Source organism: Curvibacter sp. AEP1-3 (assembly GCF_002163715.1).
Lineage (GTDB): Bacteria > Pseudomonadota > Gammaproteobacteria > Burkholderiales > Burkholderiaceae_C > Allorhodoferax.
Genome location: NZ_CP015698.1, coordinates 1,896,847 through 1,914,199 on the forward strand (window position 1 = coordinate 1,896,847; position 17,353 = coordinate 1,914,199).

A 17,353-nucleotide genomic window follows, 5' to 3' on the forward strand; every position below is an offset into this window, starting at 1 on the left:
CATATCCGATGCGCGCTGGCAGTCCTTTTTACTTAAATCTTAGGAGCCAAACATGGCAGCAAAAGACGTAATTTTCGGCGGCGAAGCCCGCGCACGCATGGTTGAAGGCGTGAACATTTTGGCCAACGCGGTCAAGGTGACTTTGGGCCCTAAGGGTCGTAACGTGGTGTTGGAGCGCTCTTTCGGCGCCCCTACCGTGACCAAGGACGGTGTGTCCGTGGCCAAGGAAATCGAACTCAAAGACAAGCTGCAAAACATGGGCGCGCAGATGGTCAAGGAAGTCGCTTCCAAGACTTCTGACAATGCTGGTGACGGTACGACTACCGCTACCGTGCTGGCCCAAGCCATCGTGCGTGAAGGCATGAAGTACGTTGCCGCCGGCATGAACCCCATGGACCTGAAGCGCGGTATCGACAAAGCAGTGACTGCTTTGATCGCCGAACTGAAGAAGGCTTCCAAGGCCACCACCACTTCCAAAGAAATCGCCCAAGTCGGCTCCATTTCTGCCAACAGCGACCACAGCATCGGCGAAATCATCGCCAACGCGATGGACAAAGTGGGCAAAGAAGGCGTGATCACTGTGGAAGACGGCAAGTCCCTGCAGAACGAACTCGATGTCGTTGAAGGCATGCAGTTCGACCGCGGCTACCTGTCCCCCTACTTCATCAACAACCCCGAAAAGCAAGCTGCCTTGCTGGACAACCCCTTCGTGCTGTTGTTCGACAAGAAAATCAGCAACATCCGTGACCTCCTTCCTACCCTGGAACAAGTCGCTAAGGCTGGCCGTCCTTTGTTGATCATTGCTGAAGATGTCGATGGCGAAGCCCTGGCAACCTTGGTGGTGAACACCATCCGCGGCATCCTGAAGGTGGTGGCTGTGAAGGCTCCCGGCTTCGGCGACCGTCGCAAGGCCATGTTGGAAGACATCGCCATCCTGACCGGCGGCAAGGTGATTGCAGAAGAAATCGGCCTGTCCCTGGAAAAAGTGACTTTGGCTGACCTGGGTTCTGCCAAGCGCATCGAAGTGGGCAAGGAAAACACCATCATCATCGACGGTGCTGGCGCTGCTGCTGACATCGAAGCCCGCGTGAAGCAAGTGCGCATCCAGATCGAAGAAGCCACTTCCGACTACGACCGTGAAAAGCTGCAAGAGCGCGTGGCCAAGTTGGCTGGCGGTGTTGCCGTGATCAAGGTGGGCGCTGCTACCGAAGTCGAAATGAAGGAAAAGAAGGCCCGCGTGGAAGACGCCCTGCACGCTACCCGCGCTGCCGTGGAAGAAGGCATTGTGGCTGGTGGCGGCGTGGCACTACTGCGCGCCAAGCAAGCTGCTGGCACCATCACCGGTGACAACGCCGACCAGGACGCCGGTATCAAGCTGGTGTTGAAGGCCATCGAAGCGCCTCTGCGCGAGATCGTGTTCAACGCCGGTGGCGAAGCCTCTGTGGTGGTGAACGCTGTGTTGGCCGGCAAGGGCAACTACGGCTTCAACGCTGCCAACGACACCTACGGCGACATGATCGAAATGGGTATTCTGGACCCCACCAAGGTGACACGTACTGCCCTGCAGAACGCTGCTTCCGTGGCTTCCCTGATGCTGACTACCGAGTGCATGGTGTCTGAAGCTCCTAAGGAAGAAGCTGCTGGCGGCGGTATGCCTGATATGGGTGGCATGGGCGGCATGGGCGGCATGGGCATGTAATTGCTCCTTGCCTGAGGCGCCATGCCGGCGTTGCAAGGGCTTGCCGTACCTTAGGTACTGTCTGCGCCCTTGCTCCTTGGCCTGGCACCTCATGCTGCGTCGATGTGGCGTTATTGCTTTCGACTGCAAACCCAATAAAAAAGCCCCGCTCGGTTTTGCCTTGCGGGGCTTTTTTACGTCTTTCTTACTATGCTTTTTATAGCTGCTCGCGCTTACTCCATAGGCGCTAGAGGCTGATTTCGCTTAAACCCAGGGCTTGCAGCTCTTGGGTGGCTTGCTGCGCGTTGTGGAAGTGGATGCCGTGCCAGCCCTCGGCCTGCGCCGCCTGGATGTTGGGGAGCAGGTCGTCCAGAAACACGGTCTTGGCGGGCTCCAGGGCGTAGCACGTTTGGAGCCACTGGTAGATCGCTGGTTCAGGTTTGATGAGCAGCTCGTCGCCTGAAAAAATACCGCCGTCGAATTCTTTCAGGAACGGGTTCATCCGCTCCAGTGTGCGGGCATAGGGCACAGGCATGTTGGAGAGGTAGTAGAGCCGCACGGGCTCGCCTCCGGTTGCTGCGCGCTGCGCACGCAAGGCCACCAACTGATGGAACAGCGCCACCGACTCGGGCATAGGCGAAAGACGGTCGCCAATGCTTTCTACCAGCGTGCCCAACACTGTGGCGTCCAGGCCTACGCGCCGGCCAACCTGCGCAATGACGTCGGGCATGGAGACGGTGCCGCGGTCAAAGGCCTGCCATTCGGCGTGGCCGAACACCTCATGGGCCAAATGCCCTGCCTCCGCGCGGGTAGGCGCATGCTGCGGAAAGCACTCCATCATCAAATCCACCGGGCGCCAGGTGAACAACACCGCGCCGAAATCAAACACCACATTCATCTTGTTATCCCAATAAAAAGCCCCACCAGCATAGCGCCAGCGGGGCTCTTCTTTGGGTTGCCGGGGAATCAGGCGACAGGCTTGAACTCGAAGCCGTTACCCAACTTTTCCACGCGGCCGAAAGCCGGGAATGGGAAGTGGAAGCCGCCCGCCATGACCTTGTCCGCCACGATCATGTCAAATACCTTGCGGCGGGCCACGCGCGCGTCTTCGGCGTTCATGTCGAACTGTACCGCCCAATCCGGGTTGCGGGCAAAGAGTTGCGGCACGTTGGTGATGTCGGCCAGGTAGGCGAACTTCTCGCCCTTGCTTTCCACCATGAACAGCGTGTGGCCCGGTGTGTGGCCGTAGGCCGCGACGCTCTTGATGCCGGGAACAATCTCGGTACCCGCTTCAAATTTGACCAACTGGCTGTCATTCAATCCGCCCAGCATGCGGCGCACGGTCTGGAAGGCGCCTTTCATGGCGTCAGGTGCGGCTGCCATGCGTGCGTCGTCCATCCAGAACGCATGCTCAACGGACGGGACCATGATCTTGGCGTTGGGATACACCAACTGCCCGGCCTTGTTGCGCACGCCCAGGATGTGATCGCCATGGAAGTGGCTCAGGATCACAGTATCGATGTCCTCGGCCTTGTAGCCTGCTGCATTCAGGTTGGCCAGCAAGCGCCCGGTGGTGGGGCCACCGTTGTCTGAGAAGCCGGTGTCCATCAGGACCTTTCGGTTGCCCGAAACCACCAGGAACGCGGTGTAAGGCACATCCAGGTACTCGGTCGGTAGGTTTTGCGAACGCAACAGTTCCTGCACTTCGCCCAAGGGCGCATTGCGCACAAACTCGGCAGCCAGCGGGCGACGGGTCACGCCGTCGTTCAGGGCAATAACTTCGATGTCGCCGATTTTCTGCTTGCGGAATCCCACCTGCACCACGCTGGGAGCCCCGAAATTCGGCGCCGATTGGGCGCCCAAGGGCATGAACGAACCCGCAGCATAGGCTGCCAATGCGGCTCCACCGCCCACAAAAAAGTCGCGCCGAGTCACCATGTGCAATCTCCTTAGTTTGAATAAAGACCGAATAGTCTCAAACGCAACTACATCGTGCAGAATCGCCAAAGAAATCCGGAAAACTTGCGGGGTTATCGCAGTCGCTCGCGTGGATCAGCTTGTAACTGCCTCTTTTAGCGCACGTCGAAGTGCAGCCGCTACCTTGGCCGGTTGCGTGCGGGTGATGCGCACTTTGGGGGTGCCGTGCCAATCGGCACTGCGCTGGATAGCCTGCGCCACATCGGCCACTTGTGCAGCGGTCCACACCGTGCCGGGTTGCACATGGAGCGCCCGCACCTCGAATACGCCTTCTGCGCGGTGCGCCTTGGCGTCTAGCCGTCCAATGAGTTCACCACAGCACAGAATGGGCAGCACAAAATAGCCATAGACACGCTTTTCTTCGGGCGTGTAGCACTCCAGTCGGTAATCGAAATCAAAAAAGGCGGAGGCCCGTTCCCGGTCCCACACCACCGGGTCAAAGGGCGACAACAAAGTGGTGTGCGTGGCTTCCAGCCGGCCGGTAACGGCCTTTTTTAGCAGCGCGGCGTGGCTGGCATGCACATAGCCCGGCGCATCCCAGCCTTGCACCTCCACACGCAGTACCCGGCCCTGCTCCACCAGGGTGTCGAGGTCTGGGTCCTTGAGGCGGGGCTTGGTGCGGAAATAGTCATGCACCCAGCGCGCCTGGGTGATGCCCAACGCCGCAATCGCTTTTTCAGTCAGCGCAGTGTCGAGTTCCGCAGGATCCAATTCCGGCGCGGGTTGCAACAACTGTGGTGCGACGCGCTCGCTGAGGTCATAGACACGGTGAAAGTTCTCGCGCCGCGCAATCATCAACTCACCCAAGCCGAACAGTGCCTCCAGCCAGCGCTTCTCGTCCTTCCAGCCCCACCAAGCACCGCCCTTGCCCTCGGGCCGTTCAAAGTCCGACGACTTCACGGGTCCATGGTTGCGTATGTGCTCCAGCAGCTTGTCGAGATGGGGGCGCTGCGCCACGTGGGTCTTGTCGGCTTTGGCCAGCCCCCAGTGGCGGCGGGTGAGGCGGTTGTAGGCGCGGTGCAGGTGCAAATCAGCCATGGGCGCAAAGCAGGCCTCATGCGCCCAGGTCTCAAATATCTGGCCGGAGGCCAAGGCCTCCTCCAGCCATTCGCGCGGGTAGTCCCCCAAGCGGGAATGCAGCACCAGATACGGGCTGCGCGAGACGACGTGGATGGTGTCTATCTGCAGCAACGCCATGCGCTGAATGCAGGCGGCTATGTCAGTGGGCTTGGCCGCGCGCGTAGGCGCTTGCAACAGGCCCTGCGCTGCGAGGTGCAGATTACGGGCTTGCTGCAGTGTGATCATTGTCAATATAGTGAAAGCGAAGCGACACAGCGGGATGTTGCGGCGGGCGATTTGGCTTCGCCGAAACTGCGTTTTCTGCAATTTGGCGGCATGAGCCCGTCGCAATGTCCCGTTGTGTCGCCCGCCATGGAGATCACGCCCTCAACCGCGCCAACAGCCCCGCCGTAGAGCCATCCAACCCGGACACATCCCCCGACGCCAAGCGCGGCTCAATGTCCTTGGCCAACACCTTGCCCAGCTCCACGCCCCACTGGTCAAAGCTGTTGATGCCCCACAGACTGCCGCTCACAAACACGCGATGCTCCTGCAGCGCAATCAGCGCGCCCAGCGAAGCTGGCGTCAAGTCGTCCAGCAACAAGAAGGTGCTGGGGCGATTGCCCGTGAAGTGCTTGTGGCCGCCTGCATCCACTTTGCCCTGCATGAGTGCCTGCGCCTGCGCCAGCACGTTGGCCAGCAGCATGGGTTGGTGGCCCTTCAGGTGATGACGCGCCTTTTTGACGGCGATGAACTCCACGGGCACTACGTCCGTCCCTTGGTGTAGCATCTGAAAGTAGGCATGCTGGCCATTGGTGCCTGGCTCGCCCCAGAGCACCGGGCAGGTACCAAAGGGCAAGGCTTCACCTGACGCATCCACACGCTTGCCGTTGCTCTCCATCTCCAACTGCTGCAGGTAAGCCGGCACGCGGCGCAAGGCGCTGTGATAAGGCGCAATGCTGCGACTGGTAAAGCCGTGGAAATTGCGGTACCACACGTCCAACAGGCCCAGGCGCACCGGCAAGTTACTTTCCAGTGGCGCGGTGCGGAAGTGCTCGTCCATGGCGTGGGCACCCGCGAGGAAATCGCGGAAGCCTTGGGCGCCGATGGCAATGGCAATCGGCAAACCAATGGCCGACCACATGGAGTAGCGTCCGCCCACCCAGTCCCAAAATCCAAAGGTGGTGGTGATGCCGAACGCATTGGCCGCCGCCACGTTGGTGGTCAATGCCGCGAAGTGGCGCGCAATGTCGGTACCGCCCTGCGACAGAAACCAGGCCTTGGCGGAGGCCGCGTTGGTCATGGTCTCGATCGTGGTGAATGTCTTGCTGGCAATCAGGAAGACCGTGCTTTCCGGCTTCAAAAGCGGCAGCTTGGCGGCCAGTTCGTGGCCGTCCACATTGCTCACAAAGTGAAGGCGCTTGCCACTGTCCGCAAACGCGTCCAACGCGAGCACCGCCATTTGAGGGCCGAGGTCCGAGCCGCCGATTCCGATGTTCACCACGTCGGTGATGGCCGTATCTGCACGCAGCTGCTCGGCATAGGCCAGCATCGCGTCCAACGTAGCGTGCACCTTGGCCTGCTCACCTGCTATGAATTCAGGAGCTGCTCCCGCATATTCCACGGGCGCTAAAAGCGGATTTCTCAACAAAACGTGCCACACCTCGCGCTGCTCGGTGTTGTTGATTTTCTGGCCGGCGAACATGGCGTCGCGGTGTTCCAACACGCCGCTCTGGCGCGCCAGGTCCATCAGCAGGGCTTCGGTCGCAGCGTCGATACGGTTTTTGGACAAGTCCGCAAACACATAGGGGGCCTCCTGGCTGAAGCGGCTGAAGCGCTGCGCATCGGCCTTGAAGGCATCTCGGATGTCGAGCGCCTGGCCGGTGGCCTGATACGCGGCTTGCAGTTGGGCCCAGGCGGGCGTGCGGTCACATCGGGTACGTGCCATGGTCGCAGCTTCCTCCTGGGATCAGGCTGCCAGCAGCAGCTGTTCGAGCTTGACGGCATCCACGCAAAACGCGCGGATACCCTCGGCCAGCTTTTCGGTTGCCATGGCGTCGTTGTTCAGGGCCAAGCGAAAACCGGCTTCGTCGTAACTGACGTGTTCGATGTCGGCAGCCTTGGCGGCGTCAGCTTTCAGATGTTGGGTAACGGGCGTGTCTGTGGCGGCCATCTGCGCCAACAGGTCGGGGCTGATGGTCAGCAGGTCGCAGCCGGCCAGCGCAGTGATTTGACCTACGTTGCGGAAGCTCGCCCCCATTACTTCGGTGGCGATGCCGAACTTCTTGTAGTAGTTGTAGATCTGCGCCACGGACTTCACGCCGGGGTCGTTCAGTTCAGCGTTATCGGCTTCCACCCACGCAGCGCCAGCGTTCTTTTTGTACCAGTCGTAAATGCGGCCGACGAAGGGAGAAATCAGCTGCACCTTGGCCTGTCCACAGGCCACTGCTTGGCAGAACGCGAACAACAAGGTCAGGTTGGTGTGGATGCCCTTGCGCTCCAACTGCTCGGCAGCCTTGATGCCTTCCCAGGTAGAGGCTACCTTGATCAAGACGCGATCGGAGTGAATGCCTTGGGCTTGGTACAGCTCAATCAGACGCTCACCGCGGGCCACAGTAGCAGCGGTGTCAAAGCTCAGGCGGGCGTCCACTTCAGTCGACACGCGGCCTGGAATGATGGACAGGATTTCGCAACCGAAACGCACCAACAAACGATCCACGATTTCGTCCATGGCGCGGCCACGGAATTGGTTCACAGTGTCTTTCACCAAAGGCGCGTAGTCGGCCTTTTGCACCGCTTTCAAAATCAGCGACGGGTTGGTGGTCGCGTCCTGGGGTTTGAAAGCGTCCAGCTGTTTGAAGTCGCCGGTGTCGGCAACGACGGTGGTGAATTGTTTGAGTGCGTCGAGTTGGTTCATGGGGCACGGGCCGCGAGGCCGGGGTTTAAAACTAGGGGAAAACGCGCAAAGAGTTGCGATTTGTTCCCTTGAATTATCAATGAAACAAAGTTACATTACAACGTCAGCTTTCATGTAACTCTTAAACGTACACCCAGTCTTATGAGCTTTGATTTAGTCATGTTCGGCGGCACCGGCGATTTGGCCTGGCGCAAACTCATGCCCGCACTGTTTCAGGCCTTCCGCCATGGCACTTTGCCTGAGGGCGGCCGCATCATCGGCGTGGGCCGCGATGACCTGAGCCATGACCAGTACCGCGCGCTGATCCAGTCCCGCTTTGAAAAAGTCGAGCTTGCCAAGCGCCCCAGCGCCGAAGAGTTTGCCCGCTTTGCCGCCATCCTCGAATTTGTGCGCATGGACTTGTCCAAGTCCGAAGACTACGCCCGTCTGGCAGAAACCCTGAACGCGCGCAATGCCGACGGCATCGTGATGTACGTGGCCACTGCGCCCAGCCTGTTTACGAATGTGTGCGAGCAGTTGGCCGCCTCGGGGCTGAACAGCCCCAAGGTGCGCATCGTGCTGGAAAAGCCCTTGGGTCACGACCTGGCATCCAACCGCGCCATCAACCAGACGGTGAGCCGCTTCTTTGCAGAAGAGCAGGTGTACCGCATCGACCACTATCTGGGCAAGCCTTCAGTGCAAAACCTGTTTGCCATGCGCTTCGGCAACGCTCTGTTTGAGCCGCTCTGGCGCCGCGAGCACATTGCCAACATCCAGATCACTATCGCCGAGGATCTTGGCGTGGAAAGCCGTGGCGCGTTTTACGAAACCACGGGCGCCTTGCGTGACATGGTGCAGAACCACGCGCTGCAATTGCTGTGTGCCATTGCAATGGAGCCGCCCATCAACGCGGGCGCCGACGCCATTCGCGATGAGAAGCTCAAAGTGCTGCGCTCCCTGAAGCCTTGGACCCAAGAGACTTTGAAGCAGGATGTGGTACGCGGCCAATACTCTGCTGGCACTAGCGGCGGCGCCAAGGTGCCTGGCTACCGGGAAGAAACCGGCGTCAACCCGCAAAGCAACACCGAAACCTTTGTCGCCCTGCGCACCGAAATTGCCAACTGGCGTTGGGCCGGTGTGCCCTTTTACATCCGTACCGGCAAGCGCTTGTCGGGACGCGATGCACGCATCGTGATCAACTTCCGTCCCACGCCGCACGCCATCTTCAATTCCAACGAAGGTGTGGGCAACCGCTTGGTGATCAACTTGCAACCCAAAGACGGCTTGGAGCTGCACTTGCTGGCACAAGGCCAGGACAACCGCCAGAGCCGTGCATCAGCTTCTCAAAGCCTTGCACCTGTGCAGTTGGACCTGGATTTCGACAAACGCTTCGGTTCTGAGCGTGTGGGCGCGTATGAACGCTTGCTGCTGGACGTGATCGACGGTCGCTTGAACCTGTTCGTCCGCAGCGATGAGCAGGAAGAAGCATGGCGCTGGGTCGAGCCGATGCTGGAGCACTGGGCGGCAGACACTTCCGGCCCGCGACTCTACGCCGCCGGCACGTGGGGCCCCAGTGCCTCCAGCGCCATGATCGCCCGCGACGGCTTCTGCTGGTCAGAAGAGTCTTGATGTGCTGATGACGTAGAGGCCGCCAGAGGCGACCGCTACGTCCACCTGGAAGTACCGACCATGTTGGATCGAATCAAAGCATCCCTGCCATCTTTGGCTCCAGCCGAGCAGCGCGTCGGCAAGCTCTGCTTGGCAGATCCTCGCGCCTTCGCAAAGCTGCCCGTCAGTGAGTTGGCCGACCGTGCCCACGTCAGCAAGCCCACAGTCGTTCGCTTTTGCCGAAGCGTGGGCTACGACGGCCTGTCCGACTTCAAGCTCAAACTAGCGGGCACTGTGAATGAAGGTGTTCCCTTCATTCACCGCAGCGTGGATGCGGATGACAAGACCGGCGACGTGATGGTCAAGGTAATCGACAACACAGTAGCCGCCTTTTTGCGCTACCGGAACGATGCTTCCACCATGGCGATTGAAAAGGCGGTGGTCGCTTTGGTCGAAGCCTACGGCGCGGGTCGCCAGATCCAGTTCTTCGGCGTGGGTAACTCGGGCATCGTGGCGCAGGATGCGCAACACAAGTTCTTCCGGTTGGGCATCAACACCACCGCCTACAGCGACGGCCATATGCAAGTGATGAGTGCATCCATCTTGGGGCCAGGCGATTGCGTAGTGGTGATCAGCAATTCAGGCCGCACCCGCGACCTGATGGATGCCTGCGACATTGCGCGCAAGAACGGGGCAACCACCATCGTCATCACCGCCAGTGGCTCTCCCCTGGCCAGTGCAGGGCACATTCACCTGAGCGCGGACCACCCGGAAGGCTTTGACAAATACAGCCCCATGGTTTCCCGTTTGCTGCACCTGATGATCGTCGACATTCTGGCTACCTGCGTAGCCTTGCGCATTGGCGGCGGGAAGCTGCAGCCTTTGCTGAGTGAGATGAAGCACAACTTGCGGAACAAACGTTACGCGTGAAGCTGAAGCTGACACGCTTCCCGGCGTTCACACTCCGGGTCACACAATGAAAAGCCCCGCTGCACTGCTGCAGCGGGGCTTTATTCATAGTCGAACACTGGCTTAGGCCAGCGTCAGATTAGAAGGAGTGGGACAACAACAGGTTGGTTTCGGCGTTACGAGCCGCACCTTCATAAGGCAACCAATTTGCGTAGCTAGCGATAACGCTAGTGCGCTTGCTCAATGCATACGATGCAGACAAACCGTAGCCGCTACGTGTTTGATCTTGCTGACCAGCTTTGGTGATACCAACTGCGGCCTGCACTACAGTACCTGTATAGTTTTCCATCGCGAAGTTAGCGCCCAAAGTCAACGCAGAAGTCACAGGAACAGATACTGCAACCAAAGAGTCTGTCAGCACGCCGCCACCGGTGACGGTCAAGACAGACACACCACCACCAACTTTAGCTGCACCAAAGTCGTAAGAAGCTGCAGTACGGATCACATCTTTGTAGGAAGTGTTAACGTTATCTGTGCGACCGTCGTAGACCAGATAATTCACATTGGCTACCAGCGGGCCACCAACATAGGTCGCAGAAAGGCTGTTGTAACGTTGACCTGTAGTGCTTGCAGCACCAGCTCCACCAACACCCAGGCCCATACCGACGCCAGATGTGCTGCCACCGGAAGCAGAAGCCTGCTCACCATGAGCGAGACCCACGAACACAGGGCCCAACTTGGTATCAAAACCAATGGAGTCTTTCAAACCACGTGCTGGGAAAACTTTGTTATCCATGCCCACACCACCTACGCCGGAAATACCACCGGATAGGTAATCTACAGGCTTGTATGTCTGCAGGGTAATACGGCCCACGGAAGTGGTCAGCTTCAAGGAAGAGTCTCCACCGGATACGCCACCGCGGTTCAAGCCATCAATGTTCATTTCAGCGGCAACATTCATGCCGCCACCAAGGTCTTCCTTCGCAGAGAAAGTCACCAAAGATGTGTCGATACCCAAACCAGAAGCGTCACCGGTAGGGTTTCCAGCATTACCGCCGGCGATAGCCTGGGTGACTTGCTGTGTAACTGTTGACCCAGTTGCCGCAGTGCTTGGGGCAGTTGTGCTGGTCTTGTAGCCGAAGGTGTAGTTGCCGGTGATGGTAACTTGGGCGCTAGCTGCGCCGCTGATAGCAACGACGGCCAACGCGATAAGAGATTTTTTCATGGTGTGTCTCACTCAATTTAAGTTAGAGATCTCACCGCTGACCAGAGTCAAAACAGTGAGCTACTTACTTCCCAAATAAAGAAGTAAGTGCTATTGAAACAAAAATTCACACCGCCGTCATGTAAGTTGGCCTCCAAAATATAGAGCGACCGTTCGTTTTTGGTTTTTTGTTGTAATAGCACCAACTACGCCAATTTTTTCACAATGCGAACTTCTTCGAGTATAAAAAAAGCCGCCCGAAGGCGGCTTTTTTACTCTCTAAACCAACTGGCTTACGCCAGCAGGGATTTAGAAGGAGTGAGACAACAACAGGTTGGTTTCTGTGCTGCGGTTTGCGGCACCAACGGTTGGCTCCCAAGAAGCGTAGGCAGCAACCACGCTGGTACGCTTGGACAAGGAGTACTCAGCCTTCAAGCCGTAACCACCGCGTGTACCGTTATCGGTAGCTGTCTTACGGTCAGCTTGAGTGCGTTGACCCCAGTCAGCGCCCAATTGCAGTTGGGAAGTAGCAGCGAAGCCAACAGCCAAGAAGGAATCTTGACGTGTGCCGGTCACGAATTGTTGGTTACGGAAACCAGCGCCAACCTTGGCAACGCCCAGGTCGTAGGAACCACGCAGGCTGATACGGTTCTTGCTGTTGTTGTCAACGGTACCGGCTTGATCCCAAACCTTGTAGTTACCGTTCACAGCCAAAGGACCTGCAGCGTAACCAACAGTCACGCCCACGCCGCGCTGGTATGTGTCAGCAACTGGAGTACCAGCGGCGCCAACGCCCAAGCCAACAGGAGAAGTAGCTTCAGAAGCGCGGTTCACTGCGCCTTCGTCATGAGAGATGCCGAATGTCAGGCCACCAAAAGAAGGGGATGTGTAAGCGATGGAGTCAGAAGCGTCCAAACGGGAGAACACTTTGTCGTCCAAGCCAACGCCACCCACGCCAGCGGTGCCGCCGGACAGGTAGTCAGAACCACGGCCAGTTTCCAAAGACAGCTTACCGAAGCCGCCAGCCAAAGCCATACCGGAATCACCACCGCCCACGCCACCGCGTGTCAGGCCGTCGATGTTCATGAATGCGGAAGCAGACAAACCGCCGCCCAAGTCTTCCTTAGCGGTGAAAGTCACCAAAGAAGTGTCGTTACCCAAACCGGAGGAATCAGCACCACCAGCGGAAGAAGCGCGGTAGCCAGCTGTGTAGTTACCAGTGATGGTTACTTGAGCGAAAGAAGCGCCGGAAGCAGCCAGAACGGCCAAAGCGATCAAAGTCTTTTTCATTAGAAATACTCCAAGGTTAAACATAGAGCTCCGGACCGATTGTTCGGAACTCCGGGCCAACCTCCTTGTTCAGGAAGTTGAGGCTATTGCACCAGAGCGGTGAAGCTTTGGCAAAGAAAACGGATGAAAAATAAGGGTTCCTACGGGTTACCGTTGTGGACGTGCAACAAGGCCTTTAACCCACGTCAAGGGCAATTTTTCACACTCCCGATAGACTTCTTACTTGATTTGACGCGAAAACCAAAGCATTTGTATGGAATCCCTTTTAAACGCTGCCGATACTGCCTTGCGCACCTTGTTTGCCACTCCCCGCCCCTCTCAGGCTTGCCCCACATTGCCGGAAGGAGAAACCAAGCTGAGTGATGCAGACAAAAGGAAGGCAGCTGGCCTGATGCGTGTGAATCATGTGGGGGAGGTCTGTGCACAGGCTTTATATACAGCGCAGGCTTTGGCCACCCCCAACAAGGCGCTGCGTGAACACTTCACCAAAGCTTGCATCGAAGAAACAGACCACCTGGCGTGGACAGCGCAAAGACTCGACGCCTTGGGCTCCCGCCCTTCCATATTCAATCCGCTTTGGTATGCCGGAGCCTTTGGGCTTGGCCTGCTCGCAGGCCGCATGGGCGATGCCCTGAGTTTGGGCTTTGTAGTAGAAACAGAGCGCCAAGTCGGAGCCCACTTGGAGAGTCACCTCTCCATGCTTCCGGAGGGCGATCATGAGTCGCGAGCCATCGTCGCACAAATGCGAAGCGACGAGTTGCGTCATGCGGATGACGCAGCGGCTGCGGGCGCCGCCGAACTCCCCCAGCCCGTCAAGGAACTGATGCGCGCTGCTGCCAAAGTCATGACCACCGTGGCAGAGCGGATTTGAACCCTTGCTCTAACGGGCAACCATCTTGTTCCGAGCCTGCCAAGCAGGATGGTCTTTGCTGAGTAGCTCCGCGGCCGCGCTGGTGTACCAGTTGTATTTCACGCGCCGCTCGTAGCTCACATCTGCGTAGCTCGTTTTTTTGACCCCATCCCTGGAAGTGAATAGCGGGCGGCCAGTCTCTAGGTCATAAAACCTGGCCCACAAAGGCGGCGCACCGGGATCTGCAAGTACCCGCCGATCAAAACCAAACTCCAATGTCTTGTCATTCACTTGAATCAAGCGAATACCGGAGAGTTTTGCAGCCTCAAACCAAGCGACACCGCTTTGAATAGCATCTACAACTTCTGGGCCCGGTTGAGGCACGGACATCAGGAAGCGAAGCACATTGACGCTTTCATCACCACTGATGGAAGCCAGCTCAAATGCACGCCCCATGGCCGGTTTCAAGGTGACTTCGTCATATTGCGCTGCCCAGCCCGTCTTTTTGCCGTCAATCCAGATTTGGCTGGCCAGAATCAATTTCAACCCTTTGTTGTAGGCATCCCGGGCTTTTGCCACGCGCGCGGCATCCACAAATGCCATTTCAGGCGCTTTGTTGACAACATCGCGCAAAATTTCCAGGACATTCGCGATAGCGTCGTCATTGAAAGTGATGCGCGCCTTGTAACCCTGTGGCTGGGGCCAGAATTGTTGCCAACCACCACTCGCGTGCTGGGCCGCCAACAAATAATCCAGGCCACGCAAAAATGACTCTTTGTGGCTGGACTTGCCGCTGACCGCATGCACTTTGGCCAAGGCGACCAGTTGCTTGGTCGTGGAGTCGTTGTCAATGGTGGACTTGCTGCGGAATCCGGTAAGTGCCTCTTTATTCACGGGGGTCAAGAGGCTGACAGTTTTCTCCAATTTGGGCCAACCACCGTCCGCATTCTGGTAACCCACAATGACGTCGGCCATGCGCACTCCGTCCGCAGTTCCATAAAACGTCGCATTTTGGGACAACAAAGTCTCTTCCGTCACCGGCCCACCACGCGCAAAATCGGCCAGTTTCGCACCTGCGGGCAGGACAAACGCGCCTGTCAGACGTTGGCGGGTCTTGTCCCATTTGACGAATGCGCCCATAGCCTCCCACACCGAGCTAACGGGCATCCAGGCACTCCCACTGCGCTCTTCTACCGCGGCCTCCAGAACCACCGGTGCGCCATTGACTGTGGCGTTACGCTGCCCCACAGACGCCAACAGGGTCTTGTCGCCCAGCGAGAGTTGGATCCGCCCGTCAGAGGCTGAGAAGCTGTATTGACCACCCAGATACGGAACGATATCGCCCAAAGGGGCCATTACCAGACTGCCGTTGCGCAGTTCGGGCTGGGTGTACAGACCCTCTTCCAGTTCCTGATAGGCACCATCCACCGAAAAGTTGGGTTCGCCCAGTATTAGGGCGACCGTTCTCAGAACCTGGGGAGAACGAGCAGGGGCAGCAGATACGGCAGTGGGTACGACCGAACTGCAAGCAGTCAATCCGGCCACACCCATGACGGCAGACACCAAAGAAACCAGCCAAATACCTCTAGACATATCTCGGACCCCACATTAAGTCATCAGACGACTATTGAGAAAATCCGATTATCTAGCGATTTTTCGCAAAAGTCATCAGACCTCCGTGAGGTCAAACCCTGTAGTGATTTCCGCTGTCTTGCCCAACATGATGCTGGCCGAGCAGTATTTATCGTGGCTCATGGCAATGGCACGCTCCACGGCGCTGGCAGGAATTCCTTTTCCGGTCACGGTGAATTGCATGTGGATTTTGGTGAACACCTTAGGGTCTGTTTCGGCGCGCTCAGCGGTCAGCTTCACGGTACAGCCCTGCACATCATGGCGGCCGCGCTTGAGGATGAGCACCACGTCGTAGGCAGTGCATCCACCAGTACCCGCCAGCACGGTTTCCAGGGGCCGGGGAGCCAGATTCTGGCCACCGTTTTCGGGTTTGGCAGCGTCAGGGGCGCCATCCATCATCAGTGTGTGACCGCTGCCGGTCTCTGCCACAAAGCCCATGCCTGAGCGGGTATTGAGGCCGCCGGTCCAACTTACGGTGCATTCCATGGTGTGCTTCCTGTCTAAGCCCCGCGCGGGGCAACTCTATACATCGTTACAATGCCGTAAATCGCTCCGCGCGGAGCGCCACGACTGCTTTTCTCACCCACCGGAGTGTAGCCCTGTGAGCACCAAGACCTCGTCCCCCGCCCCGAAAACCCCAGCCCCGCTCACCCCGGCCGACTACCTGAAGAAGATTCTCACCGCCCGTGTGTACGACGTGGCGGTGGAGACTGCGCTAGAGCCCGCCCGCGCGCTCAGCCGGCGCCTGCACAACACGGTGTTGTTCAAGCGCGAAGACCAGCAGCCCGTGCGCAGCTTCAAGCTGCGTGGCGCCTATAACAAGATGGCCCAAATGCCTGCCGAGCAGATTGCCAAAGGAGTCATTTGCGCCTCCGCCGGCAACCACGCCCAGGGCGTGGCCTTGTCCGCCAGCCGCATGGGCGTGCGCGCCATCATCGTGATGCCCACCACCACGCCCCAACTCAAGGTCGATGCCGTACGCGGCTTCGGCGGTGAAGTGGTGTTGTTCGGTGAAAGCTATTCCGATGCCTACGACCACGCATTGGCCCTGCAAAAGAAAGAGGGGCTGACTTTTGTGCACCCCTTTGACGACCCGGACGTCATCGCCGGCCAGGGCACCGTGGCCATGGAAATCATGCGCCAAGTGCAGACGCTGGGTGCCGACAAGGCCGCCAAGTCCGGCCACAAAACCGGCAGCAAAACCGGCCCCGGTATTGATGCGGTGTTTGTGGCCATCGGCGGTGGTGGCCTGATCTCGGGTGTGGCGAACTACATCAAGGCGGTGGCGCCCGGCGTCAAGGTTATCGGGGTGCAGATGAACGACTCCAACGCCATGATCCAGTCGGTCGGCGCCCACGAGCGCGTCACGCTGCCCGACGTGGGCCTGTTCTCAGACGGTACCGCCGTGAAGCTGGTCGGTGAAGAAACCTTCCGCATCGCCCACGACCTGGTCGACGGCTACGTGACGGTGGACACGGACGCTGTGTGCGCCGCTATCAAGGACATCTTTGTAGACACGCGCAGCATCGTGGAGCCCGCTGGCGCTCTGGCGGTGGCGGCGATCAAGCAGTACGTGGCCGAACACAAAACCAAGGGCGAAACCTACGCTGCCATCCTGTGCGGCGCCAACATGAACTTCGACCGCCTGCGCTTTGTGGCCGAGCGGGCCGAAGTGGGTGAAGAGCGTGAAGCGCTGTTCGCGGTCACCATTCCTGAGGAACGTGGCAGCTTCAAGCGCTTTTGCGAGTTGATCGGCGAGCTGCCAGGCGGCACCCGCAATGTGACAGAGTTCAACTACCGCATCAGCGATGCGGCCAACGCCCATGTTTTTGTGGGCCTTACCACCCAAAGCAAAGGCGAATCCGCCAAGGTGGCCAAGAACTTTGAGAAAAACGGATTCAAGACCCTGGACCTGACACACGACGAACTGGCCAAAGAGCACATCCGTCACATGGTGGGCGGCATATCCAGCCTGGCGCAAGACGAGCGGCTTTTGCGCTTTGTGTTCCCCGAGCGGCCGGGCGCGCTGATGAAGTTCCTGAGCCTCATGCGCCCGGGCTGGAACATCAGCCTCTTCCATTACCGCAATCAGGGTGCCGATTACGGACGCATTCTGGTAGGGCTGCAGGTGCCGGCTGCGGACGACAAAGCCTTCTCGACGTTTTTGCAGACCCTGAACTACCCGTATGTGGAAGAAACCCACAATCCGGTGTACCGGATGTTTCTACAAAAATGATAGCTGTCCGCGCA

14 protein-coding genes are annotated in these 17,353 nt (G+C 58.5%); 5 read left to right on the plus strand and 9 right to left on the minus strand.

Annotated elements, in window-relative coordinates; all coding sequences use genetic code 11:
* The first annotated feature begins 52 nt into the window (after nucleotides 1-52).
* Complete coding sequence (groL, locus tag AEP_RS08775; protein WP_087495028.1) at nucleotides 53-1,699, plus strand: chaperonin GroEL; 1,647 nt, start codon at nucleotides 53-55, stop codon at nucleotides 1,697-1,699.
* Between the two features lie 226 nt (nucleotides 1,700-1,925).
* Here groL and AEP_RS08780 read toward each other — a convergent pair whose 3' ends face one another.
* The 5 genes from AEP_RS08780 to tal form a co-directional block, all read right to left on the minus strand.
* Complete coding sequence (locus AEP_RS08780) at nucleotides 1,926-2,576, minus strand: HAD family hydrolase (RefSeq protein ID WP_087495029.1); 651 nt, start codon at nucleotides 2,574-2,576, stop codon at nucleotides 1,926-1,928.
* A gap of 68 nt (nucleotides 2,577-2,644) precedes the next feature.
* Nucleotides 2,645-3,616 (minus strand): MBL fold metallo-hydrolase, encoded by a 972-nt coding sequence (locus tag AEP_RS08785; RefSeq protein WP_087495030.1) that lies wholly within the window; start codon nucleotides 3,614-3,616, stop codon nucleotides 2,645-2,647.
* Between the two features lie 114 nt (nucleotides 3,617-3,730).
* Nucleotides 3,731-4,960, minus strand: a complete 1,230-nt coding sequence (locus AEP_RS08790) for a winged helix-turn-helix domain-containing protein (protein WP_087495031.1) — start codon at nucleotides 4,958-4,960, stop codon at nucleotides 3,731-3,733.
* A 133-nt stretch (nucleotides 4,961-5,093) separates the two neighbouring features.
* Nucleotides 5,094-6,662: a glucose-6-phosphate isomerase gene (gene pgi / locus AEP_RS08795; RefSeq protein WP_087495032.1), complete on the minus strand. Its 1,569-nt coding sequence runs from the start codon at nucleotides 6,660-6,662 to the stop codon at nucleotides 5,094-5,096.
* A gap of 21 nt (nucleotides 6,663-6,683) precedes the next feature.
* The gene (gene tal / locus AEP_RS08800) at nucleotides 6,684-7,631 is read right to left on the minus strand and encodes a transaldolase (protein ID WP_087495033.1); all 948 of its coding nucleotides are present in this window, start codon (nucleotides 7,629-7,631) and stop codon (nucleotides 6,684-6,686) included.
* A gap of 141 nt (nucleotides 7,632-7,772) precedes the next feature.
* On the opposite strand from tal, the gene zwf reads away from it, so the two are divergent.
* Both zwf and AEP_RS08810 read left to right on the plus strand, forming a co-directional pair.
* On the plus strand, nucleotides 7,773-9,239 hold the full coding sequence (zwf, locus tag AEP_RS08805; RefSeq protein WP_087495034.1) for a glucose-6-phosphate dehydrogenase: 1,467 nt from the start codon (nucleotides 7,773-7,775) through the stop codon (nucleotides 9,237-9,239).
* 60 nt (nucleotides 9,240-9,299) lie between these two features.
* Nucleotides 9,300-10,148 carry a MurR/RpiR family transcriptional regulator gene (locus tag AEP_RS08810; RefSeq protein WP_087495035.1) on the plus strand — a complete coding sequence of 283 codons (849 nt, stop codon included), beginning with the start codon at nucleotides 9,300-9,302 and terminating at the stop codon, nucleotides 10,146-10,148.
* 118 nt (nucleotides 10,149-10,266) lie between these two features.
* Here the strand turns inward: AEP_RS08810 and AEP_RS08815 are convergent, their stop codons facing one another.
* Both AEP_RS08815 and AEP_RS08820 read right to left on the minus strand, forming a co-directional pair.
* Nucleotides 10,267-11,352 carry a porin gene (locus AEP_RS08815; protein ID WP_087495036.1) on the minus strand — a complete coding sequence of 362 codons (1,086 nt, stop codon included), beginning with the start codon at nucleotides 11,350-11,352 and terminating at the stop codon, nucleotides 10,267-10,269.
* A 288-nt stretch (nucleotides 11,353-11,640) separates the two neighbouring features.
* Nucleotides 11,641-12,621, minus strand: coding sequence for a porin (locus AEP_RS08820; protein WP_157673116.1), 981 nt, complete (start codon nucleotides 12,619-12,621; stop codon nucleotides 11,641-11,643).
* Nucleotides 12,622-12,874: 253 nt separating this feature from the next.
* Between AEP_RS08820 and coq7 the strand changes: the two genes are divergently transcribed.
* On the plus strand, nucleotides 12,875-13,492 hold the full coding sequence (gene coq7 / locus AEP_RS08825) for a 2-polyprenyl-3-methyl-6-methoxy-1,4-benzoquinone monooxygenase (RefSeq protein ID WP_087495038.1): 618 nt from the start codon (nucleotides 12,875-12,877) through the stop codon (nucleotides 13,490-13,492).
* Nucleotides 13,493-13,501: 9 nt separating this feature from the next.
* On the opposite strand, the gene pelA is transcribed toward coq7, so the two are convergent.
* On the minus strand, nucleotides 13,502-15,064 hold the full coding sequence (gene pelA, locus AEP_RS08830) for a pectate lyase (RefSeq protein WP_087495039.1): 1,563 nt from the start codon (nucleotides 15,062-15,064) through the stop codon (nucleotides 13,502-13,504).
* A 75-nt stretch (nucleotides 15,065-15,139) separates the two neighbouring features.
* Nucleotides 15,140-15,589, minus strand: coding sequence for an OsmC family protein (locus AEP_RS08835; protein WP_087495040.1), 450 nt, complete (start codon nucleotides 15,587-15,589; stop codon nucleotides 15,140-15,142).
* A gap of 115 nt (nucleotides 15,590-15,704) precedes the next feature.
* Here AEP_RS08835 and ilvA point away from each other — a divergent pair, with 115 nt between their 5' ends.
* On the plus strand, nucleotides 15,705-17,339 hold the full coding sequence (ilvA, locus tag AEP_RS08840) for a threonine ammonia-lyase, biosynthetic (protein WP_232459966.1): 1,635 nt from the start codon (nucleotides 15,705-15,707) through the stop codon (nucleotides 17,337-17,339).
* Nucleotides 17,340-17,353 lie beyond the last annotated feature (14 nt).